Source organism: Marinovum sp. E3 (assembly GCF_055755275.1).
In genome coordinates, this window is sequence record NZ_CM146908.1 from 475787 (window position 1) to 496437 (window position 20651).

The 20651-nt window shown below is 63.8% G+C and carries 32 protein-coding genes; 28 read left to right on the top strand and 4 right to left on the bottom strand.

From position 1 onward, the window contains the following. Positions 1-4 precede the first annotated feature (4 nt). Positions 5-373, bottom strand: coding sequence for a thermonuclease family protein (locus tag AC0J5K_RS02285; protein WP_139211143.1), 369 nt, complete (start codon positions 371-373; stop codon positions 5-7). A 283-nt stretch (positions 374-656) separates the two neighbouring features. Between AC0J5K_RS02285 and rpmC the strand changes: the two genes are divergently transcribed. The 22 genes from rpmC (at position 657) to AC0J5K_RS02395 (ending at position 13733) form a co-directional block, all read left to right on the top strand. Next, the gene (rpmC, locus tag AC0J5K_RS02290) at positions 657-857 is read left to right on the top strand and encodes a 50S ribosomal protein L29 (RefSeq protein ID WP_048529577.1); all 201 of its coding nucleotides are present in this window, start codon (positions 657-659) and stop codon (positions 855-857) included. A 12-nt stretch (positions 858-869) separates the two neighbouring features. After that, positions 870-1100 (top strand): 30S ribosomal protein S17, encoded by a 231-nt coding sequence (gene rpsQ, locus AC0J5K_RS02295; RefSeq protein WP_048529579.1) that lies wholly within the window; start codon positions 870-872, stop codon positions 1098-1100. A 77-nt stretch (positions 1101-1177) separates the two neighbouring features. Then, positions 1178-1546 carry a 50S ribosomal protein L14 gene (gene rplN / locus AC0J5K_RS02300; RefSeq protein ID WP_007427594.1) on the top strand — a complete coding sequence of 123 codons (369 nt, stop codon included), beginning with the start codon at positions 1178-1180 and terminating at the stop codon, positions 1544-1546. Continuing rightward, positions 1546-1857, top strand: coding sequence for a 50S ribosomal protein L24 (rplX, locus tag AC0J5K_RS02305; protein WP_048529582.1), 312 nt, complete (start codon positions 1546-1548; stop codon positions 1855-1857). The genes rplN and rplX overlap by 1 nt, the downstream gene beginning before the upstream one ends. Continuing rightward, the gene (rplE, locus tag AC0J5K_RS02310) at positions 1850-2413 is read left to right on the top strand and encodes a 50S ribosomal protein L5 (RefSeq protein ID WP_048529584.1); all 564 of its coding nucleotides are present in this window, start codon (positions 1850-1852) and stop codon (positions 2411-2413) included. The genes rplX and rplE overlap by 8 nt, the downstream gene beginning before the upstream one ends. A gap of 21 nt (positions 2414-2434) precedes the next feature. Further along, complete coding sequence (gene rpsN / locus AC0J5K_RS02315; RefSeq protein WP_048529586.1) at positions 2435-2740, top strand: 30S ribosomal protein S14; 306 nt, start codon at positions 2435-2437, stop codon at positions 2738-2740. 14 nt (positions 2741-2754) lie between these two features. Next, a complete protein-coding gene (gene rpsH / locus AC0J5K_RS02320; protein ID WP_048529588.1) occupies positions 2755-3147 on the top strand; it encodes a 30S ribosomal protein S8 in 393 nt (130 codons plus the stop codon). 13 nt (positions 3148-3160) lie between these two features. Continuing rightward, on the top strand, positions 3161-3694 hold the full coding sequence (gene rplF / locus AC0J5K_RS02325; RefSeq protein ID WP_048529590.1) for a 50S ribosomal protein L6: 534 nt from the start codon (positions 3161-3163) through the stop codon (positions 3692-3694). An 11-nt stretch (positions 3695-3705) separates the two neighbouring features. Next, positions 3706-4065, top strand: a complete 360-nt coding sequence (gene rplR, locus AC0J5K_RS02330) for a 50S ribosomal protein L18 (protein WP_048529592.1) — start codon at positions 3706-3708, stop codon at positions 4063-4065. Between the two features lie 114 nt (positions 4066-4179). Further along, a complete protein-coding gene (gene rpsE, locus AC0J5K_RS02335) occupies positions 4180-4761 on the top strand; it encodes a 30S ribosomal protein S5 (RefSeq protein ID WP_048529594.1) in 582 nt (193 codons plus the stop codon). A gap of 5 nt (positions 4762-4766) precedes the next feature. Next, positions 4767-4955 (top strand): 50S ribosomal protein L30, encoded by a 189-nt coding sequence (gene rpmD / locus AC0J5K_RS02340; RefSeq protein WP_048529596.1) that lies wholly within the window; start codon positions 4767-4769, stop codon positions 4953-4955. 183 nt (positions 4956-5138) lie between these two features. Beyond that, complete coding sequence (locus AC0J5K_RS02345; protein ID WP_274566198.1) at positions 5139-5666, top strand: hypothetical protein; 528 nt, start codon at positions 5139-5141, stop codon at positions 5664-5666. A 207-nt stretch (positions 5667-5873) separates the two neighbouring features. Then, a complete protein-coding gene (locus tag AC0J5K_RS02350) occupies positions 5874-6092 on the top strand; it encodes a DUF1127 domain-containing protein (protein ID WP_074834223.1) in 219 nt (72 codons plus the stop codon). Between the two features lie 517 nt (positions 6093-6609). After that, positions 6610-7080, top strand: a complete 471-nt coding sequence (gene rplO / locus AC0J5K_RS02355; RefSeq protein ID WP_048529603.1) for a 50S ribosomal protein L15 — start codon at positions 6610-6612, stop codon at positions 7078-7080. Between the two features lie 109 nt (positions 7081-7189). Next, positions 7190-8557: a preprotein translocase subunit SecY gene (gene secY, locus AC0J5K_RS02360; protein ID WP_074834228.1), complete on the top strand. Its 1368-nt coding sequence runs from the start codon at positions 7190-7192 to the stop codon at positions 8555-8557. 6 nt (positions 8558-8563) lie between these two features. Continuing rightward, positions 8564-9205, top strand: a complete 642-nt coding sequence (locus tag AC0J5K_RS02365; protein WP_074834230.1) for an adenylate kinase — start codon at positions 8564-8566, stop codon at positions 9203-9205. Between the two features lie 282 nt (positions 9206-9487). After that, complete coding sequence (gene rpsM, locus AC0J5K_RS02370) at positions 9488-9856, top strand: 30S ribosomal protein S13 (RefSeq protein ID WP_048529614.1); 369 nt, start codon at positions 9488-9490, stop codon at positions 9854-9856. A 15-nt stretch (positions 9857-9871) separates the two neighbouring features. Next, a complete protein-coding gene (rpsK, locus tag AC0J5K_RS02375) occupies positions 9872-10264 on the top strand; it encodes a 30S ribosomal protein S11 (protein WP_048529615.1) in 393 nt (130 codons plus the stop codon). A gap of 111 nt (positions 10265-10375) precedes the next feature. Next, positions 10376-11392, top strand: a complete 1017-nt coding sequence (locus tag AC0J5K_RS02380) for a DNA-directed RNA polymerase subunit alpha (RefSeq protein ID WP_048529616.1) — start codon at positions 10376-10378, stop codon at positions 11390-11392. Positions 11393-11555: 163 nt separating this feature from the next. After that, positions 11556-12266, top strand: a complete 711-nt coding sequence (gene arsH, locus AC0J5K_RS02385; RefSeq protein WP_274566197.1) for an arsenical resistance protein ArsH — start codon at positions 11556-11558, stop codon at positions 12264-12266. A 258-nt stretch (positions 12267-12524) separates the two neighbouring features. Beyond that, positions 12525-12944: a 50S ribosomal protein L17 gene (gene rplQ / locus AC0J5K_RS02390; RefSeq protein ID WP_048529621.1), complete on the top strand. Its 420-nt coding sequence runs from the start codon at positions 12525-12527 to the stop codon at positions 12942-12944. A 114-nt stretch (positions 12945-13058) separates the two neighbouring features. After that, positions 13059-13733, top strand: coding sequence for a YitT family protein (locus AC0J5K_RS02395; RefSeq protein ID WP_074834233.1), 675 nt, complete (start codon positions 13059-13061; stop codon positions 13731-13733). 7 nt (positions 13734-13740) lie between these two features. On the opposite strand, the gene AC0J5K_RS02400 is transcribed toward AC0J5K_RS02395, so the two are convergent. From AC0J5K_RS02400 to AC0J5K_RS02410, 3 genes are all read right to left on the bottom strand, one after another. Beyond that, positions 13741-14124 (bottom strand): thiol-disulfide oxidoreductase DCC family protein, encoded by a 384-nt coding sequence (locus tag AC0J5K_RS02400; protein ID WP_074834234.1) that lies wholly within the window; start codon positions 14122-14124, stop codon positions 13741-13743. A gap of 137 nt (positions 14125-14261) precedes the next feature. Further along, positions 14262-14717 (bottom strand): host attachment family protein, encoded by a 456-nt coding sequence (locus AC0J5K_RS02405; protein WP_048529629.1) that lies wholly within the window; start codon positions 14715-14717, stop codon positions 14262-14264. 1 nt (position 14718) lies between these two features. Then, the gene (locus tag AC0J5K_RS02410) at positions 14719-14925 is read right to left on the bottom strand and encodes a hypothetical protein (protein ID WP_048529630.1); all 207 of its coding nucleotides are present in this window, start codon (positions 14923-14925) and stop codon (positions 14719-14721) included. Positions 14926-15048: 123 nt separating this feature from the next. Between AC0J5K_RS02410 and AC0J5K_RS02415 the strand changes: the two genes are divergently transcribed. The 6 genes from AC0J5K_RS02415 to AC0J5K_RS02440 all read left to right on the top strand — a co-directional run bounded on the left by AC0J5K_RS02415 (position 15049) and on the right by AC0J5K_RS02440 (position 20619). Continuing rightward, a complete protein-coding gene (locus tag AC0J5K_RS02415; protein ID WP_274566196.1) occupies positions 15049-16428 on the top strand; it encodes a trypsin-like peptidase domain-containing protein in 1380 nt (459 codons plus the stop codon). A 4-nt stretch (positions 16429-16432) separates the two neighbouring features. Beyond that, positions 16433-17746, top strand: coding sequence for a replication-associated recombination protein A (locus AC0J5K_RS02420; protein WP_274566195.1), 1314 nt, complete (start codon positions 16433-16435; stop codon positions 17744-17746). A gap of 74 nt (positions 17747-17820) precedes the next feature. Continuing rightward, the gene (gene crcB / locus AC0J5K_RS02425) at positions 17821-18198 is read left to right on the top strand and encodes a fluoride efflux transporter CrcB (RefSeq protein ID WP_274566194.1); all 378 of its coding nucleotides are present in this window, start codon (positions 17821-17823) and stop codon (positions 18196-18198) included. Further along, complete coding sequence (locus tag AC0J5K_RS02430) at positions 18195-19241, top strand: RluA family pseudouridine synthase (protein ID WP_274566193.1); 1047 nt, start codon at positions 18195-18197, stop codon at positions 19239-19241. The genes crcB and AC0J5K_RS02430 overlap by 4 nt, the downstream gene beginning before the upstream one ends. Then, entirely contained in the window at positions 19238-19909 is a 672-nt protein-coding gene (locus AC0J5K_RS02435; RefSeq protein ID WP_048529641.1) for an HAD-IA family hydrolase, read from the top strand. Before AC0J5K_RS02430 ends, AC0J5K_RS02435 begins: the two co-directional genes overlap by 4 nt. Next, on the top strand, positions 19906-20619 hold the full coding sequence (locus tag AC0J5K_RS02440; protein WP_074834243.1) for an ATP12 family chaperone protein: 714 nt from the start codon (positions 19906-19908) through the stop codon (positions 20617-20619). Before AC0J5K_RS02435 ends, AC0J5K_RS02440 begins: the two co-directional genes overlap by 4 nt. Positions 20620-20651 lie beyond the last annotated feature (32 nt).

Here is a 20651-nt window from a genome sequence, read left to right on the forward strand (position 1 = left end):
CGGGCTATCTGTGAAAGGCGTAGCCGGCCTTGACCAGAATGTCGCCGACATCCCACTGACCGATCTTGCACGTGCCGTTGAGCCGACCCTTGCCGTCGATATGGGTGATCCGGCACACCGCCGGCTTGCCGCCGATGCTGTTGTCGATGGCCCGCAGGGCACGCCTGGCGTCGCGGTCCGACATCTGGACGTTGTCGATATTGGCCAGCCGCACCCGCTGATCCGCCACCCGCACGCTGTCGAGCGCCTCGGCATAGCCGTCATCGGGATGGACATAGGCCCAGATCTCGCCGCGCAGCGTCTCGGCGGCGGCAACAGGAAGCCCGGCGCAGAGCGTCAGGGCGGTCATCAGGATCGTCTTTCTTGCGTTCAACTTCGTACTCCTTGGTCTTGGGCCGAATCACAGCGGCGCCACCCAGACTAGACCGAATGCGATTTTTCGAATAATGCCGCGTTTCCGCCGCCTTGCCCCGAACGTTTGGCAAAAGCCGGGCCCAGCATGTGCCGCATCCCGCCGCGGCCTTGCCGGCATGGGCCGAAAAGGGTTGCCAACCCGGCGAAGCTGACCTATACGGCGCGCTCATCCATGCACTCCAGCGGACCTAGGGTGACCCTTCTTGGGGGCCCTCCGTTGATGTTGAGAAAGGAAAAAGGCGATGAACGCCAAGGAACTGCGTGACAAGACGCCGGATCAGCTTCGCGAAGATCTGGCCAACCTGAAAAAAGAATCGTTCAACCTGCGCTTCCAGCAGGCCACCGGCTCGATGGAAAACACCGCCCGCATGCGCGCTGTGAAGCGTGACGTGGCGCGTGTGAAAACCGTGCTGAACGAAAAAGCCGCTGCGGCCGCTGAATAAGGAGCCTGAGACATGCCCAAACGTATCCTTTCCGGCACCGTGACCAGCGACGCCAACGAACAGACTGTAACCGTGTCGGTTGAACGCCGCTTCAAGCACCCGGTTCTCAAGAAAACCATCCGTAAGTCCAAGAAGTATCGGGCTCACGATGAAAAGAACGCCTTCAAGGTCGGTGACACTGTCCGCATCATCGAATGCGCGCCGAAATCGAAGACGAAACGCTGGGAGGTTCTGGAGGCGTAAGCCTCTCGAACCTTTTGGTTTGATCGAAACCCTGGGGAACAGGCCAGCATAGCCCCCCAAAGGTCAGGAGAAACCCCATGATCCAGATGCAGACCAATCTGGATGTCGCTGACAACTCCGGCGCGCGCCGGGTGCAGTGCATCAAGGTTCTGGGTGGTTCCAAGCGTAAATACGCCTCCGTCGGCGACATCATTGTCGTCTCGGTGAAGGAAGCCATCCCGCGCGGTCGCGTGAAGAAAGGTGACGTCCGCAAGGCCGTCGTCGTGCGCACCGCCAAGGAAGTTCGCCGTGAAGACGGCACCGCGATCCGCTTCGATCGCAACGCAGCCGTGATCCTCAACAACGCCGGCGAGCCCGTCGGCACCCGTATCTTCGGGCCGGTTGTGCGTGAGCTGCGTGCCAAGAACTTCATGAAAATCATCTCGCTCGCTCCGGAGGTGCTGTAATGGCTGCCAAACTCCGCAAAGGCGACAAGGTCGTCGTGCTTGCCGGCAAGGACAAGGGCAAAGAGGGCACCATCTCCTCGGTTGACCCCAAGTCCGGCAAGGCCATCGTGGACGGTGTCAACATCTCGATCCGCGCCACCCGTCAGACCCAGTCCAGCCAAGGTGGCCGCATCCCGAAAGCGATGCCGATCCAGCTGTCGAACCTGGCGCTGCTTGATGCCAACGGCAAGGCCACCCGCGTCGGCTTCCGCATGGAAGGTGACAAGAAGGTCCGTTTTGCCAAGACCACGGGGGACGTGATCGATGCTTGATGCTGCAACCTATACCCCGCGCCTGCGCACGCTTTATCAGGACACCATCCGTGGCGCTCTGAAAGAAGAATTCGGCTACAAGAACGAGATGCAGATCCCGCGTGTGGACAAGATCGTTCTGAACATCGGCTGTGGCCGTGCCGCCGTGAAAGACAGCAAGAAAGCCAAGTCGGCCCAGGCCGATCTGACGGCGATTGCCGGTCAACACGCGGTCATCACCACCGCCAAGAACTCGATCGCGGGTTTCCGCGTCCGTGAAGGCATGCCGATGGGGGCGAAAGTCACCCTGCGCGGCGCCCGCATGTACGATTTCCTCGATCGTCTGATCAACGTGGCAATGCCCCGTATCCGCGACTTCCGCGGCATTTCGGGCAAGTCGTTCGATGGCCGTGGCAACTATGCCCTGGGCATCAAGGAGCACATCGTGTTCCCCGAGATCGACTTCGACAAGGTGGACGAGCCCTGGGGCCTGGACATCGTGATCGCCACCACCGCGACAAACGACGACGAAGCCAAGGCGCTGTTGAAAGCATTCAACATGCCCTTCAACTCGTAATCGCGGGAAGAGGATTAAGACATGGCTAAAAAAGCAATGATCGAACGCGAGAAGAAGCGCGAGAAGCTGGTGGCGAAATACGCCGCCAAGCGCGCCGAACTCAAGGAAATCGCAACCGACGAGTCGAAGCCGATGGAAGAGCGCTTCAAGGCGCGCCTGAAGCTGGCAAAACTGCCGCGCAACAGCTCGCCCACCCGTCTGCACAACCGCTGCCAGCTGACCGGTCGTCCCCATGCGTACTACCGCAAGCTGAAAATCAGCCGTATCGCGCTGCGGGATCTGGGCTCCAAGGGCCTGCTTCCCGGCATGGTCAAGTCGAGCTGGTAAGGGAGGGTATATAGATGAACGATCCTATCGGCGATATGCTCACCCGTATCCGCAACGCATCGCTGCGTGGCAAGTCGACCGTGTCGACCCCGGCCTCGAAGCTGCGTGCCTGGGTGCTCGATGTTCTCGCGGACGAAGGCTATATCCGCGGCTACGAGAAAACCACCGACGAGCGCGGCCACCCCGCTCTCGAAATCAGCCTGAAATACTACGACGGCACCTCCGTCATCCGCGAACTCAAGCGGGTGTCGACTCCGGGCCGTCGCGTGTATCTGGGTGTGGACGAGATTCCCACGGTCCGTCAGGGTCTTGGCGTTTCCATCGTGTCCACCTCGAAAGGCGTCATGTCGGATGCAAACGCTCGCTCTGCCAACGTTGGCGGCGAAGTGCTTTGCACCGTATTCTAAGGAGGGCTGTGTAATGTCTCGTATCGGCAAACAGCCTGTCGCTCTGCCCGATGGCGTCTCTGCGACGATTTCCGGCCAGACCATCGAAGTCAAAGGCCCGAAAGGCGCTCAGAGCTTCACCGCGACCGACGATGTGACGCTGACCGTCGAAGACGGCGCCGTCTCCGTCGCGCCGCGCGGCAAGTCCAAGCGGGCGCGTCAGCAGTGGGGCATGAGCCGCACTGTGGTGGCCAACATGGTCACCGGCGTCAGCGGCAGCTTCAAGAAAGAGCTTGAAATCCAGGGCGTCGGTTACCGGGCGCAGCTTCAGGGCAAGGTCCTGAAACTGAACCTCGGCCTGTCGCACGACGTGGATTTCGAAGTTCCGGAAGGTATCACGATCACCGTCCCGAAACCGACCGAGATCATTGTCGAAGGCAATGACATCCAGCAGGTCGGCCAAGTGGCGGCGAACATCCGTGACTGGCGCAAGCCCGAGCCCTACAAGGGCAAAGGCATCCGCTACAAGGGTGAGTATATCTTCCAGAAGGAAGGCAAGAAGAAGTAAGGACGCGGACAATGGCAAACAGCAAAAGACAACTGTTCCTCAAGCGCCGTCTGCGCGTCCGGAACAAACTTCGCAAGATGAACCGCGGGCGCGTGCGCCTTTCGGTGCATCGTTCGAACAAGAACATCTCGGTCCAGCTGATCGACGACGTGCAGGGCCGTACCCTGGCCGCGGCGTCCTCGCTCGAAAAGGATCTGGGCATCGTTGGCAAGAACAACGTGGAAGCCGCAACCAAGGTGGGCGCTGCAATCGCAGAACGCGCCAAGGCGGCCGGTGTCGAGGAATGTTACTTCGATCGCGGTGGTTTCCTCTTCCACGGTGGCATCAAGGCTCTGGCCGATGCCGCCCGCGAAGGTGGCCTGAAGTTCTAAGTGCAGGGGCGCGGCGCACGCGCCCCTCGATGATCGGGGGCCCCGGGCAGCACCGGGGCCACTTCGATCGTGCAAGACCCGGCGCAATCGCGCCAGAAACAAAGGAAATGCCACATGGCAGAACGTGAAAACAGAGGCCGGGGCGGCCGTCGTGACCGCGACGAAGCACCGGAATTCGCCGACCGTCTGGTCGCGATCAACCGGGTCTCCAAGACCGTGAAGGGTGGTAAGCGCTTCGGCTTTGCCGCGCTTGTCGTCGTCGGTGACCAGAAAGGTCGTGTCGGCTTTGGCAAGGGCAAGGCGAAAGAGGTCCCCGAGGCCATCCGCAAGGCCACCGAACAGGCCAAGCGCCAGATGATCCGCGTGCCGCTGCGCGAAGGCCGCACGCTGCACCACGACATCGAAGGCCGTCACGGCGCCGGCAAGGTCGTCATGCGCACCGCACCGCAGGGTACCGGTATCATCGCCGGTGGTCCGATGCGGGCCGTCTTCGAGATGCTGGGCGTGCAGGACGTGGTTGCCAAGTCGACCGGTTCGCAGAACCCCTACAACATGATCCGCGCAACGCTGAACGCGCTGACCCTCGAGGCCAGCCCCCGCATGGTGGCTCAGCGTCGCGGCAAGAAAGTGGCCGACATCCTGCCCAAGCGTGAAGACGCGCCGGCGGAATCGACCCAAGTCGCCGAGGAGGCCTGAGACCCATGGCAAAAACCATCGTCGTCAAGCAGATCGGCTCGCCGATCCGCCGCCCGGAAGTTCAGCGCAAGACGCTGATCGGTCTCGGCCTCAACAAGATGCACAAGACCCGCGAGCTGGAAGACACCCCTTCCGTCCGCGGCATGATCAACAAGATCTCGCATCTGGTGGAAATCGTCGAAGAGCGCGGCTAAGCCCGCCTCCCACGACTGGACACGCGCGCCGTCGCCCCGAAAGGGCGGCGGCGTTTCGGTTTGCTGGCCGCCACCTACTGACCGGTATTCGACGTGGAGAAATTTGACTGCGGTTGCTAAAATTGGCGCTCCCGCCGGCCTGTCGCCCGGACAATGACGAGAAACTGCGGCCCGGATCCGAACATGTGGTTTTTCCTCGATCCGTCGAACAAGATTATCGATGTCTCGCCCGATTGGGACAGCCAGGCAGGCACGCTCGGCGGGGCTCTTGTGGCGCGGAGGGGAATCGTCGGCCGCTCGCTGTGGGATTTCGTCAATGGCGCCGAAACCCGGTCGTATCTCAATGCGGTGTTCTTCTGGTGTCGGCAGTCCGGGCGCGGGCTGTCCTTGCCATATCGCTGCGACGCGCCCAACCTGAGGCGCGAGTGCCGGATGGACATCGCCCCGGATTCCGAAGGCGGTCTCGAGGTGCGCCACCATCTGCTGGCCGAAACCCCTGTCGCGGGGCAGAAGCTCTCCGGGACCGACGCGCCGGGGCAGCAATGTTCGCAATGTCTGCGCTGGGAAGGCCCGGACGGCTGGCGTGATCTGATGATCGCGACGCCGCCGCAGGCGACCTTTGTCACCTATGTGATCTGCCCCGACTGCCGGCGCGCCGCCAACCATGCCCTGGGGCGCGACAGCAACGGGGCAGGGGGGCTCGGCGACTGAGCCCGCCCGCTCCGGTCTATGCCCTCCGGCGCGGGCTGTCTGTGGCATGCCCGGACAGTTTCAACCGATGCTGCATTGCAGAAAATGCATATCCGGTCGACCAAACTGTCGATTGTTAGCGCCACCGCAGAAGCCTAAATAAAGCCCACGGAGGAAATGAAACAGCATCTTCTGGGGAACGTCCCCACCCACGAAAGGACTATGAAAATGGCTTATGCTTCGTCCAATACCGTCTCCGGCTTCAGCTTCTCTGCCCTGGTGCACACTGCTGCCGAGGCGTTCAAGACCGCCCGCGCTCGCCGCGCCGTTTACAACCGGACCTACGATGAGCTTTCGGTGCTCTCGGACCGTGACCTGAACGATATCGGCATCGCGCGCTCGCAGATCCGCGACATCGCCCTGCAAGAGGCAGCGCAGGTTCGCTGACCCCCACGGAATTCCGCTGGCGCGCCAGGGGCGCAGCCGCATCACGCGGGCCAATGAATTGGCCCGCGTTTTATTTTGCGCCGGCCGTTATGCCCGAAGGACGTGACCCGTCGCCGGCCCTGCGCCGCGGACTTTTCAAACTGCATGCATTTTGTGCAACGCAGGCATTCCGAATTGGCGTTAGCGGTCGCGCGCGGGCGGGTTTATGCCAAGCGCGAACACTCTACCGCTTTCTGGAGCACCGATATGACCTTTCTCACCACTCTCGCGAAACGCATCGCAACCGCCATCCGGCAGGAGCCCGTGCCCTGCTGGACCGAATACCTGCGCAACACCCGGCCCAATTCCTGAGGCTTCCGGCGTCTGCCGATGACCTGCGATCGCGCCCGGCCCTTGCGCCGGGGCGCGACCATCGGTATACGCCCCCGGTGGCCTCTCGGGCCGCGACTCACATCAATCAAGAAACGCCGTGGTCTGCCAACTCGCTTCGGGGCAGCATCCGGCAAGGAGAAGCGACATGAAACTCAATGAGCTGCGCGACAACGAAGGCGCAAACAAACGCAAGAAACGCGTTGGCCGTGGCCCGGGTTCGGGCATGGGTAAAACCGCAGGCCGCGGTATCAAGGGTCAGAAATCCCGTTCGGGTGTAGCCATCAAAGGCTACGAAGGCGGGCAGATGCCGCTCTATCAACGTCTGCCCAAGCGTGGCTTCAACAAGCCGAACCGCAAGGCATTCGCTGTCGTCAACCTTGGCCTGATCCAAAAATTCATCGAAGCCGGCAAGCTCGACGCTGGCAAGATCGACGAAGAGACCCTGATCGCCTCGGGCGTCGTCCGCCGCAAACTCGACGGTATCCGCGTGCTGGCCAAGGGCGAATTGACCTCGAAAGCCACCATCACCGTGACCGGCGCCTCCAAGGCGGCCGTGGATGCGGTGGAAAAGGCCGGCGGCTCTCTTACGGTCACGGGTGCGCAAGCTTCCGAATAAGCGGGTTGTGAGCGGTGCTCTCGCCGCTTACATAGCTTACAGTTTTCCAAACGCCGCCCGCCGGAAAACGGCTCTGGGCGGCGTTTTCATAGAGCGAGATTAACGAGCCATGGTATCAGCAGTAGAGCAGATGGCGGCCAACACCAGCTGGGCAGCGCTCGGCAAGGCCACCGACCTGCGCAACCGCATCCTCTTCACCCTCGGTCTTCTGATCGTCTACCGTCTGGGCACTTTCATTCCGGTTCCCGGGATCGACGGCGCCGCGTTGCGTGACTTCATGGAGCAGGCCGGGCAGGGCATCGGCGGCATGGTCTCGATGTTCACTGGTGGCGCGCTGGGGCGGATGGGCATCTTTGCCCTTGGTATCATGCCCTATATCTCGGCCTCGATCATCGTGCAGCTGCTGTCTTCGATGGTTCCGGCGCTCGAACAACTCAAGAAAGAGGGCGAGCAGGGTCGCAAGAAAATCAACCAGTGGACCCGCTACGGCACAGTGGTGCTCGCCACCTTCCAGGCGTATGGCCTCTCGGTCGGGCTATATGCCAACGATTTTGTTTCGGCTGACATCGACCAGAGCTTCTTTATCGCCTCCTGCGTCATCACGCTGGTTGGCGGCACGATGTTCCTGATGTGGCTGGGCGAACAGATCACTGCGCGCGGCATCGGCAACGGTATCTCGCTGATCATCTTTGTCGGCATCATTGCCGAGGTTCCGGCCGCCCTGGCTCAGTTCTTTGCCTCGGGCCGCTCCGGCGCGATCAGCCCGGCGGTGATCGTCGGCGTGATGGTCATGGTGGTCGCGGTGATCATGTTCGTGGTCTTCATGGAACGCTCGCTGCGCAAGATCACCATTCAGTATCCCCGCCGCCAGCAGGGCATGAAGATCTCGGAGGCGCAGCAAAGCCATCTGCCGGTCAAGGTCAACCCGGCCGGCGTGATCCCGGCGATCTTTGCCTCCTCGCTGCTGCTGCTGCCGACCACGATCGCTACCTTCAGCGGCAACCAGACCAGCCCGCTGATGTCGACGATCCTGGCCTATTTCGGCCCCGGACAGCCGCTCTACCTGCTGTTCTTTACGCTGATGATCGTGTTCTTCGCGTATTTCTACACCTTCAACGTCTCGTTCAAACCCGATGACGTGGCCGACAACCTGAAAAACCAGAACGGTTTTGTGCCCGGCATCCGGCCCGGCAAGAAAACGGCGGAATACCTCGAATACGTGGTGAACCGGGTGTTGGTTCTCGGCTCGGCCTATCTTGTGGCGGTGATGCTGCTGCCGGAAATCCTGCGCGGCCAGCTGGCCATTCCGTTCTATTTCGGCGGCACCTCGGTTCTGATTGTCGTGTCGGTGACCATGGACACCATCCAGCAGGCCCAGAGCCATCTTCTGGCCCATCAGTACGAAGGCCTGATCCAGAAATCGCAACTGCGCGGTAAGGGCAAGGCCCGCAAGAAACGCAGCCCCGTTCGGAGATAATCCCGCATGAACATCATTCTTCTTGGGCCCCCGGGGGCAGGAAAAGGCACGCAGGCACGCAAGTTGGTAGACGAGCGCCGGATGATCCAACTGTCGACCGGCGACATGCTGCGCGAGGCCAAGGACAGCGGCACCGAGATGGGCAACCGCGTGGCCGAGGTGATGGCGCGCGGCGAGCTGGTCACCGACGAGATCGTGATCGGGCTGATCGAGGAAAAGCTGGAGAAGGATGCCAATTGCGGGTTCATCTTCGATGGCTTCCCCCGGACTTTGGCGCAAGCCGACGCACTGGATGCGCTGCTGGCCAAACACGGCAAATCGCTGCATGCGGTGATCGAGATGCGGGTGAATGACGATGCGCTGGTGGCGCGGATCACCGCACGTTCGACCTGTGGCGTCTGTGGCGAGGTCTACAACGACCAGACCAAGCCCTGGCCCGAAGGCGGCAAATGCGCCAACTGCGGCTCGACCGATCAGAAGCGGCGCGCCGATGACAACGAGGACAGCCTGCGCACCCGGCTGATGGGGTATTACAAGCAGACCTCGCCGCTGATCGGCTATTACTACGCCAAGGGCAAGCTGCGCCCGATCGATGGCATGGGCACGCCTGACGAGGTCCGCCACGAGCTGGAAATCCAGCTCGGTTAGAAGGCCAGGCGGCCGGGCCGACGCCCGGCCTTTCGCCCCGGCGCCCGACGGGAAAGGCCGCTCTTCCGGCGGCATCCTGCGGGTTCTGCCGAAATCCCTTGACAGGGGCTTGACGATGCCCCCTCAGGCTCATAGTTAGCCCTATCTCGCGTCACGCGAGCGATTCCCGCGAGGGAATCCACCACCTCGAAATCAGCTGCGGCCCGGGTGCTCCATGCCTCGGGCTTACGTTGTGAAAAAAGGTTCTGGCACTACGGAACCGCAACAAAAGGAAAGTGACACTTGGCACGTATCGCCGGCGTTAACATCCCGACCCACAAACGGGTCCCGATCGCCCTGACTTACATCACCGGAATTGGCCACACCTCGGCCAAGCAAATCTGCGAAGCCGTGAACATCGACCCCTCGCGTCGTGTGAACGAGCTGTCCGACGCGGAAGTCCTGGCCGTGCGCGAGCACATCGACGCCAACTTCACCGTCGAAGGCGACCTGCGCCGTGAAGTGCAGATGAACATCAAGCGTCTGATGGATCTGGGCTGCTACCGTGGCCTGCGTCACCGCCGCAACCTCCCCGTCCGCGGTCAGCGGACCCACACCAATGCGCGCACGCGCAAGGGCCCGGCGAAAGCAATCGCTGGCAAGAAGAAGTAAGGGAGGTCTGGAAACATGGCACGTGATACCCGTCGCGGAGGCAAGAAGAAGGTCTCCAAGAACATCGCCACCGGCGTGGCGCATGTGAACTCGTCGTTCAACAACACCAAGATCCTGATCTCGGACGTGCAGGGCAATGCGATCGCATGGTCGTCGGCCGGCACCATGGGCTTCAAGGGCTCGCGGAAATCGACCCCCTATGCCGCCCAGATGGCTGCGGAAGACGCAGGCAAGAAGGCACAGGACCACGGCATGAAGACGCTGGAAGTCGAAGTTCAGGGCCCCGGTTCGGGCCGTGAATCGGCGCTCCGCGCGCTGGCCGCCATCGGCTTCAACATCACCTCGATCCGTGATGTGACCCCGATCGCACACAACGGCTGCCGCCCGCCGAAGCGCCGCCGCGTCTGATCTACAACAATCCAGTTTGGGGCCGGGCATCCGCACGGCCCCATTCCGTCATTTTAACCTCGGGCGCTTTTGCCTTCCGGACATGGGGCAAGAGCAGGAATGGAGGGACGCATGATCCACAAGAATTGGGCCGAGCTGATCAAGCCGACACAGCTGGAGGTCCGCCCCGGCAACGATCCGGCGCGTCAGGCCACCGCCGTGGCCGAGCCTCTGGAACGCGGCTTCGGTCTCACCCTCGGCAACGCGCTGCGCCGCGTGCTGATGTCGTCGCTGCAAGGCGCCGCCATCACCTCCGTCCAGATCGACAACGTGCTGCACGAATTCTCGTCGGTGGCCGGTGTGCGTGAAGACGTGACGGATATCGTTCTGAACCTCAAGGGCGTCGCGCTGCGCATGGAAGTCGAAGGGCCCAAACGCCTCTCGATCAATGCCAAGGGTCCGGGCGTCGTCACCGCCGGCGACATCTCGGACAGTGCCGGCATCGAGGTGCTGAACAAAGACCACGTGATCTGCCACCTCGACGAGGGCGCGGATGTCTACATGGAACTGACCGTCAACACCGGCAAGGGCTATGTCTCGGCTGACAAGAACAAGCCCGAGGATGCGCCCATCGGCCTGATCCCGATCGATGCGATCTATTCGCCGGTCAAGCGGGTGTCCTATGACGTGCAACCGACCCGTGAGGGCCAGGTTCTCGATTATGACAAGCTGACGCTGAAAATCGACACCGACGGCTCGGTCACCCCCGAGGACGCCGTGGCCTATGCCGCTCGCATCCTGCAAGACCAGCTGTCGATCTTCGTCAACTTCGACGAGCCGGAATCGGCGACCCGTCAGGACGACGACGACGGTCTCGAGTTCAACCCGCTGCTGCTCAAGAAGGTCGACGAGCTCGAGCTTTCGGTGCGCTCGGCCAACTGCCTGAAGAACGACAATATCGTGTATATTGGCGATCTCATCCAGAAGACCGAAGCCGAGATGCTGCGCACGCCGAACTTTGGCCGCAAGTCGCTGAACGAGATCAAGGAAGTGCTGTCGGGCATGGGCCTGCACCTTGGCATGGATGTCGAGGACTGGCCGCCGGACAACATCGAGGATCTGGCGAAAAAGTTCGAAGACGCCTTCTGAGGCTTCCGAACCAGAGATCGAACGAGGGCAGGGCGCAAGCACCTGCCCTTTTTCTTTTGCGGCCATGCGCTCGATATTTCGAGAAATCATGAAATAGACTTGCGGCCGGGCGGCCGGACGGCTAGATGCGCTCTGCATTCGCCGCCGGAAAGGGAGCCGCACCATGTCAGACAATACGCATCTCGACGAAACCAAGCTGCATCAGCCCGATCTGGCGGCGCTTGGCGCGCCGCTGCGCGCGACCCACAAGCCGCGCATCCTGCTGTTGCATGGTTCGCTGCGCAAGACGTCCTATTCCCGGCTGGCCAATGAGGAAGCCGCGCGCATCTTGCAGAAACTGGGCTGCGAAACGCGGGTCTTCGATCCCTCCGGCCTGCCATTGCCCGACGATGCCGAGGCCGACCATCCCAAGGTGCAGGAGCTGCGCGATCTGGTGACCTGGTCGGAGGGCATGGTCTGGTGTTCGCCCGAGCGCCACGGCAGCATGACCGGCATCATGAAGGCCCAGATCGACTGGATCCCGCTCTCGCTCGGCGCGGTGCGGCCGACCCAGGGCAAGACGCTGGCGGTGATGCAGGTCTCGGGCGGGTCGCAGAGCTTCAACGCGGTCAACCAGATGCGCGTTCTGGGCCGTTGGATGCGCTGCCTGACGATCCCGAATCAGAGCTCGGTCGCCAAGGCCTTTCTGGAGTTCGACGGCGACGGGCGGATGAAGCCCTCCGCCTATTACAACCGGATCGTCGACGTGATGGAGGAGCTGGTGAAATTCACCCTGCTGACCCGCGATCTCAAGGCGCATCTGACCGATCGCTACAGCGAACGGGTGGAAAGCGCCGAGCGCCTGTCGCAACGGGTGAACCAGAAGGCGATCTAGCACGCCAGGAGGCCCCGGAGCGGGGTCCGGGGCGCGGCGAGGCAGGGCAGGACCGCAGCGCCAAAACCGGGGCTTGCCCGCCTTCGCCTTTTCGGCTAAAGACCCGCATCCCTCCGGGCCTGTCCCGGGGTGGCTGCGACGGGGCCTTCGGGCCCTTTGCAATTTCCGGGCATCCCGCCCCAAGGAGAGCGGCCCGCCACGCATGGGCCGCCGGACAAAGCAAAACCGCCCGTAGAGGGCACATGAAGGACCAAACACATGCGTCACGCAAAAGGTTACCGCCGCCTGAACCGCACCCACGAGCACCGCAAGGCGCTCCTGTCGAACATGGCCGGCTCGCTCATCGAACATGAGCAGATCAAGACCACCCTGCCCAAGGCAAAAGAACTCAAGCGCGTTGTCGAAAAGCTGATCACCCTCGGCAAGCGCGGCGATATCCACGCCCGCCGTCAGGCCGCAGCCGCGCTGAAAGAAGACAAGGACGTCGCCAAGCTCTTCGAAGTGCTCGGCCCGCGCTATGCCGACCGTCAGGGCGGCTACACCCGCGTTCTGAAAGCCGGCTTCCGCTATGGTGACATGGCACCGATGGCGATCATCGAACTGGTCGACCGCGACGTCGATGCAAAAGGCGCCGCCGACAAGGCCCGCCTGGCCGAGATGGAAGCGGCGGACGAATAAACCGTCCAGGTTTCGCCCATTTCAAACCCCCGTTCTTTCGAGCGGGGGTTTTTCTTTGCCACGAGGGCTGGCAACTGATTGTCTTGCGGCGACGCACCGCTTTCGGAGATCGCAATGAAACTGCCAGTGTCCGTGTTTGATCTCCAGGGGCTGACCTTCGGCATCGTCCTGATCAGCATCGGCGTGGTGTTTCTGAAATCCGCCGGCCTGGTTACCGGGCAGACCGCGGGAATCGCGCTCTTGCTGTCTTACGTGCTGCCGCTGGGTTTCGGCCCGCTGTTCTTTCTGATCGGCATTCCCTTCCTGATCCTCGCCTGGGTCAAGCGCGGCCCGGACTTTGCCCTGCGCACGGTGGTTGTGGTGGCCGGGGTGTCGCTCATGTCCGAGGTCTTCGGCCGCACCATGGGCTTTGACCGCCTCGATCCGCCGATTGCGGCGCTGCTGGGCGGTGCCTGTAGCGGCGTCGGGCTGGTCGCGGCCTTTCGCCACAATGCCTCGGCCGGGGGGATGACCATCGTCGGCATCCTTCTGGAGCAGAAGACCGGGTTCAAGGCCGGCTGGTTCCAGCTTGCGGTGGATGCGCTGGTCTTCCTGGCCTCGGCGCTGGTGCTGACGCCCTCGCAACTGCTGTTTTCGGTGCTGGGCGCGCTGATCACCAATTTTGCCGTGATCTGGAATTTCGATGTCGCCCAAAGCGCAACCGGCCGCCCGGGCTATGGCCGCGCGGCGGCCAGCGCGCCGCGGTCAGACCAGCTTCGGGACGGCAGGCCCCGAGGTTCAAGATCGTGAGCCAAGGTTACGCGATCTTGCCGGCGGCCTTGCGCCGCCTGTGCCGCGCGTAAATCCAACGGGCGATGATATCGGCGTAGACCCGGTCGCAAATCTGGTAAATCCCCGGCAGCCGCCCAATCCGCGCCAGCCAACGATAGCGCGGCATTTGAGCCCAGAGCACCAACATGGCGTCAAACCCCAGATGCAATTCGCCGCGGTGCCGCACATGCAACAGCCGCGTCGCCGCATCCTCGGTGACACCCCAGCGGGCGAGATCGCCGCTGTTGAGGTCGTCAAAGGCAATCGGCAGGCCGCGCGCTTGGGAATAGGCGGCATAGCTGCCCATTTTGCCATCGCAGATCGGACAATCGCCGTTGTAGAGTGCGCGTGTCTCGGGTTGCGGGGACATGAAAACCTCCTGAGGGGCCTGACGTATCTAATCATGAATTCGTTGGTGCCCAGTGACCTGCGGTCGCAGGTAGGCACAATGAAAAGGACCAGCCCCTTCGGACTGGCCCATACTCACTACGTACCCGGTCAACGCGCTCAGCCGGCGTCGAGTTCCTTCTTGACCAGATCTTCGATCTTGCCGACGGGATGGTTGGTCAGCGTCTTGGGGATCTCGGCAACCACCCGGTCGCTCACCTCCTGATGCAGTTCGGCGCGCAAATCGCCCAGCACCTGCGGCGAGGCGACAAGGATCAGTCGCTCGAAATTGCCCTCATGCGCCTCGTGATAGAGCTTTTCGGCCAGATCTGCGGCAAACCGCTCCTTGGCCAGCTCGTGCCAGTCGGTGTCGTCCAGCGCCGAACGCTGCTGTACGCCGGTGTCCTGCATCCGCCCGGGACGGTTGGCGGATTGCTCGATGTCCGAGGGATTTTCCTGTTCGTCCTTGCCGGTCACTTCGAGGTGCGGATCCTCGTGATCGGTCAGATTGCGCAGGAAGAGCGCCTTCTCGCTGTCGGTCACCACGATCCAGGTGCCATTTCTGATCCGCGCCATGTCAGTCCTCTCCCTTTTCCAACTTGTCGCTTTTCCGCACGCGGGTGACGCCAGGCCGGTCCTTTTCGGCCTGTTTGAGCAGGTCGCGGGTGCCGACCTTGCGCTCGAGATTGCCGTCAGCGCGGCCCTGCTGGCTGGGCGTTGCGGCGTCGTCGACATATTTCTCTGTCTCCCGTTCGCCGTCCTGTGACCTCTTGCGGTCTGCCATGGTAGCCTCCTTTTTCCAGCGGTTCAGGCGATCAACGCATCAGCGGCGCCGCGGTTCCGGCTGCGGCTTGAAACAGCCGGGGCAGACGGGCATATCAGCTCCGAACCCCGAGAAGGAGGGAAGATGCGACTGTTCCTGGCCCTTGCCCTAGCCTTGCTGTCCGGCCCGGCCCTGTCCGAGACCCGCGTGCCCGAGAGCCGTGCCGAGATCTCGCTCAGCTTTGCGCCACTGGTCCGCGAGGCCGCTCCCGCTGTGGTCAATATCTATGCCCGCCGGGTGGTCGAGACCCGGCGCAGCCCCTTTGCCGAGGATCCGTTCTTTGGCGAATTTTTCCGCGAGTTCGGCCAGCGCCAGCCACGGGTGCAGAACTCGCTGGGCTCCGGGGTGATCCTGTCGGACGATGGCATCGTGGTGTCGAATTACCACGTCATCGGCCAGGCGACCGACATCAGCGTCGTGCTCAACGACCGGCGCGAATATTCCGCCTCGGTGCTGCTGGCCGACGAACAGAGCGATCTGGCGATCCTGCAACTCGACGGCGCCAGCGACATGCCGCATCTGCCCCTGCGCGACAGTGATACCGTCGAGGTGGGTGAATTGACCCTGGCGATCGGCAACCCTTTCGGCGTGGGGCAGACGGTGTCGTCGGGCATCGTGTCGGGGCTGGCGCGATCCGGCGTGGCGACCGGCAATATGCGGGGCTATTTCATCCAGACCGACGCGCCGATCAATCCCGGAAATTCCGGCGGTGCGCTGATCGACACCCGCGGCCGGCTGATCGGCATCAACACCTCGATCCTGACCCGGTCGGGCGGGTCGAACGGCATCGGCTTTGCCATTCCCGCCTCGCTGGTGGCGCAATTCGTGGCCCAGGCCCGCGACGGCCAGGATCGCTTCCTGCGGCCCTGGGCGGGGATGAACGGCCAGGCGGTGGATGCCGATCTCTCGGATGGCCTCGGCCTGGCGCTGCCGGGCGGCGTGGTGATCTCGGAACTGCATGCGGCCAGCCCCTTTGCCGCGGCGGGGATCGTGGTGGGGGATGTGATCCTCGCGGTCGATGACCTGCCGGTGAACACGCCGGCCGAGATGATCTATCGCATGTCGGTGCGCGGCATCGGCGCATCGGTGACGGTGGATTACATGCGCGGCGGCCGCCCGGCCGAGGCCCGCGTGACCCTGATCGCTCCGCCCGATGACCCGCCGCGCGAAGAGCTGGTGCTGGGCCGCGGGGATCGGTTCGAGGGGCTGCGGCTGGCCCGGCTCAACCCGGCGCTGCGCGACGAACTCGGGCTGGCGGCGAATGCCAGCGGCGTGATCGTGCTTGAGCCGGGGGCCGTGGGCGCGCGCATCGGGCTGCGCGCCGGTGATATCCTGCTGGCTGTCGGGCGGTATGCCATCGAGCGACCGTCCGAGGCGGCGCGGCTTCTGGCGCAGGCCTCGGGCCGGGTCGCGGTGCAGGTCCAGCGCGGCAATCGCCGCCTGGCGCTGCGGTTCCGGGTCTGATCGGGTGGCGGATCTCTTCGACAGCTCGCCCGATGCGGTCCCCGACAGCGCCCCGCGTCCGCTGGCCGACCGGCTGCGGCCGGCCAGGCTGGAAGAGGTGATCGGCCAGGAGCAGGTTCTCGGCCCCGAGGCGCCGCTCGGCGTGATGCTGAAATCCGGTGCGCTGTCTTCACTGGTGTTCTGGGGGCCGCCCGGGGTGGGCAAGACCACCATCGCGCGGCTGCTGGCCGATGTCACCGACGTGCATTTCGTCCAGATCAGCGCGATCTTCACCGGCGTGCAGGAGCTGCGCAAGGTCTTCGAGGCCGCCAAGCACCGCCGCGCCAACGGCCAAGGCACGCTGCTCTTTGTCGACGAGATCCACCGTTTCAACAAGGCGCAGCAGGACGGATTCCTGCCGCATATGGAAGACGGCACCATCCTGCTGGTGGGCGCAACCACCGAGAACCCCTCGTTCGAGCTCAACGCCGCGCTTCTGAGCCGGGCGCAGGTGCTGGTGCTGACCCGGTTGGAACTTGCCGATCTCGAGCGGCTGGCGCAGCGCGCCGAGACCGAACTCGACCGGCCGCTGCCGCTGGACGGGCTGGCGCGCGAGGCGCTGCTCGAGATGGCCGACGGCGATGGCCGGGCGCTCCTGAACCTGATCGAGCAGGTGATGGCCTGGGAGGTCTCGGGCAAGCTCGATCCGCAGGCCTTGGCCGGCCGGCTGATGCGGCGGGCGGCGCAATACGACAAATCGGGGGATGCGCATTACAACCTGATCTCGGCATTGCACAAATCGGTGCGCGGTTCGGACCCGGATGCGGCGCTCTACTGGTTCGCGCGGATGCTGGAGGGCGGCGAAGACCCGCGCTACCTGGCGCGGCGTATCACCCGCATGGCGGTCGAGGATATCGGCCTGGCCGATCCGCAGGCCCAGGCGGTCTGTTTGCAGAGCTGGGAGACCTTCGAACGCCTCGGCAGCCCCGAGGGCGAGCTGGCGATTGCGCAGGCGCTGGTCTATCTGGCGCTGGCACCGAAATCCAACGCGGCGTATGTCGCCTACAAGGCGGCCCGCAAGGAGGCCAAACGCACCGGATCGGAGCCGCCGCCGAAACACATCCTGAACGCGCCGACCCGGTTGATGAAAGAGCAGGGCTACGGCGACGGCTATGCCTACGACCATGATGCCGAAGACGGGTTTTCCGGCCAGAACTACTTTCCCGAGACGATGAAACGCCCGGTGATGTACCTGCCGGTGGAACGCGGCTTCGAGCGCGAGCTGAAGAAACGGGTGGATTATTTCGCCAAGCTGAGATCGAAGCGGGACGAGGGCTAGCGGCCCCGCCGGCGTCCCGGCCCGCGCGCCGGAGGCCGCTTGACAAGTGGCACCACCCGCGCGACAGACGCGCCATGACATCAACCCTTCTCCAGGTCGCCGCCGGCGGCGCAATCGGCGCGAGCGCGCGCTATCTCACCGGGATTGCCGCGGTGCGCGTCATCGGGCACGGCTTTCCCTGGGGCACGCTCCTGGTAAACGTTCTGGGATCGTTCCTGATGGGCGCGCTGGTGGTGGTGCTGGCGCATTGCCATGCGACCCGCTTCGCGCCGTTTCTGATGACCGGCGTGCTGGGCGGGTTCACCACGTTCTCGGCCTTTTCGCTGGATGCGGTGGCGCTGTTCGAGCGCGGCCAGGTGACGACGGCGGCGCTATATGTTGCGGGCTCGGTCGGGGTGGCGATTGCGGCGCTTTTTGCCGGAATGATGGCGGCGCGGGGGTATTTCGCATGAGTGGCGTACAGAAACAGATCGTGGGCGAGGCCGATGGCGGGCAGCGGATCGACCGCTGGCTGCGGCGGATGTTTCCGCATCTCAGCCAGGGCCGCATCGAGAAGATGTGCCGCAAGGGCGAGCTTCGGGTCGATGGCGGAAGGGTCAAGAGCGCGACCCGGATCGAGGCGGGGCAGGAGGTGCGCATTCCGCCGATCCCCGATGCCGAGCTGACCAAGCCGGCGCCGAAGCGCGACATCGTGTCCGAGGCCGATGCCGAAATGATCCGCGCCTGCGTGATCTGGAAGGACGACCATATCATCGCCTTGAACAAGCCGCCGGGCCTGCCGACCCAGGGTGGCAGCAAGCAGACCCGCCATGTCGACGGGCTCGCCGAGGCGTTGCGCTTCGGCTATGACGAAAAGCCCCGTCTGGTGCATCGGCTCGACAAGGACACCTCGGGCGTGTTGCTGCTGGCGCGCACTCAGGAAATGGCGCGCCTGCTGACCGCCGCGATCCGCCACCGCGAGACCCGCAAGATCTACTGGGCCGTGGTCGCCGGCGTGCCGGTGCCCTATCTCGGCGAAATCAAGTTCGGGCTGGTCAAGGCCGGCGGCCACGGCGCCCATGGCGAAGGCGAAAAGATGCGCGCCGTCCACCCGCGCGAGATCGACAGCACGCCGGGCGCGAAACGCGCGATCACCCAATATGCCACGCTCTATCGCGTTGCCAGCCGCGCCGCCTGGGTGGCGATGGAGCCGATCACTGGCCGCACCCACCAGTTGCGCGCGCATATGGCCGAGATCGGCCATCCGATCGTCGGCGACGGCAAATACGGGGGCTCGGGGCAGGAGAACCTGGGCGACGGCTGGGGCGCCAAGCTGGGCGGGATCATCTCGAACAAGCTGCATCTGCACGCCCGCACCATGCGGCTGGAACACCCCAAGACGCGCAAGCCGATTACCATAACGGCACCGCTTCCCGAGCATTTCGCCCATACTTTCGAAACCTTCGGCTGGACCGAGGATCTCGCCGACGACGACCCTTTCGAGGCGCTGCAATGAGCCGTTTGCGGCTGGTGATCTTTGATGTCGACGGTACGCTGGTGGACAGCCAGGGCGATATCGTCGGCGCCATGCACGCGGCTTTTGGCGCGCTGGAGATGGCGCCGCCGGCCCGGGCCGACATTCTCTCGATTGTCGGTCTCTCGCTCGAGGTGGCGATGGCGCGGCTGGCGCCCGGGTTGCCCGGCGAAACCCATCAGGCGCTGGTCGCCCACTACAAGGACGCCTATGTGGGCGCACGCCAGGCCGGCCACAGCGGGCCGTTGTATCCCGGCGTGGCCGAGGTGCTCGATCGGCTGGCCCGGCAGGAGGACTGGCTTCTGGGCATCGCCACCGGCAAATCGCGGCGCGGCCTGACCGCGCTGCTCGAGGCGCAGGGGCTGACCGGGCGTTTTGTCACCCAGCAGGTCTCGGATTTTCACCCCTCCAAGCCGCATCCGGCGATGCTCGAGGCGGCGCTGGCCGAGACCGGGGTGGACAAGGCTGATGCTGTGATGGTGGGCGACACGAGTTTCGACATGGATATGGCGCGCGCGGCGGGGATCTTTGCCATCGGCATGAGCTATGGCTATCACCCGGTCAGCGCGCTGACCTCGGCGGATATCATCCTGAACGAGATGGCGGCGCTGCCGGAGGTGCTCGGGGAAAGATGGGGGCAGGGCGCATGAGCGCGTGGAAAGCGAAACGGTTCTGGAAGACGGCCGAGATCCGGCCAGAGGCCGGCGGCTACGGCGTCTATCTCGACACCCGGCCGGTCAAGACCCCGGCCAAGGCGCCGCTGGTGCTGCCGAGCGAAGGTTTTGCCGAGGCGGTGCGGGCCGAGTGGGAGGCGGTGGACGAGCAAATCGATCCGACCCGAATGCCGTTTACCCGGACCGCCAATGCCGCCATCGACAAGGTCTCGGTCCAGCAGGCGGAAGTGGCGGACATGATCGCCGATTATGGCGGCACCGACCTGTTGTGCTACCGCGCCGAAGCGCCGGAGGCGCTGCGCCAGCGGCAGAACGCCGGGTGGGATCCGCTGCTGGACTGGGCGGACGAGACCTTTGGCGCGCGGCTGGCCGTCACCTCGGGCGTGATGCACCTGTCGCAGGACGCGGCGGCGCTGGTGCCGCTGCGCCGCGCCGTCCATGCCTGCACGCGGTTTCAGCTCGCGGCGCTGCATGATCTGGTGTCGCTCTCGGGCTCGCTGGTGATCGGCCTGGCGGTGGCTCGGGGGCAAAACGAACCACAGGCGCTCTGGGAGCTGTCGCGGATCGATGAGACCTGGCAGGAAGAGCAATGGGGCGAGGACGAAGAGGCACAGAATCAAACCGCTTTGAAGCGGGCCGCTTTTTTGCACGCGGCAGAGGTCTGGCGCTTGTCGGAGGATCAGTGACCCGGCGTCAGTGCCGGAAATGTGCCAGTTCT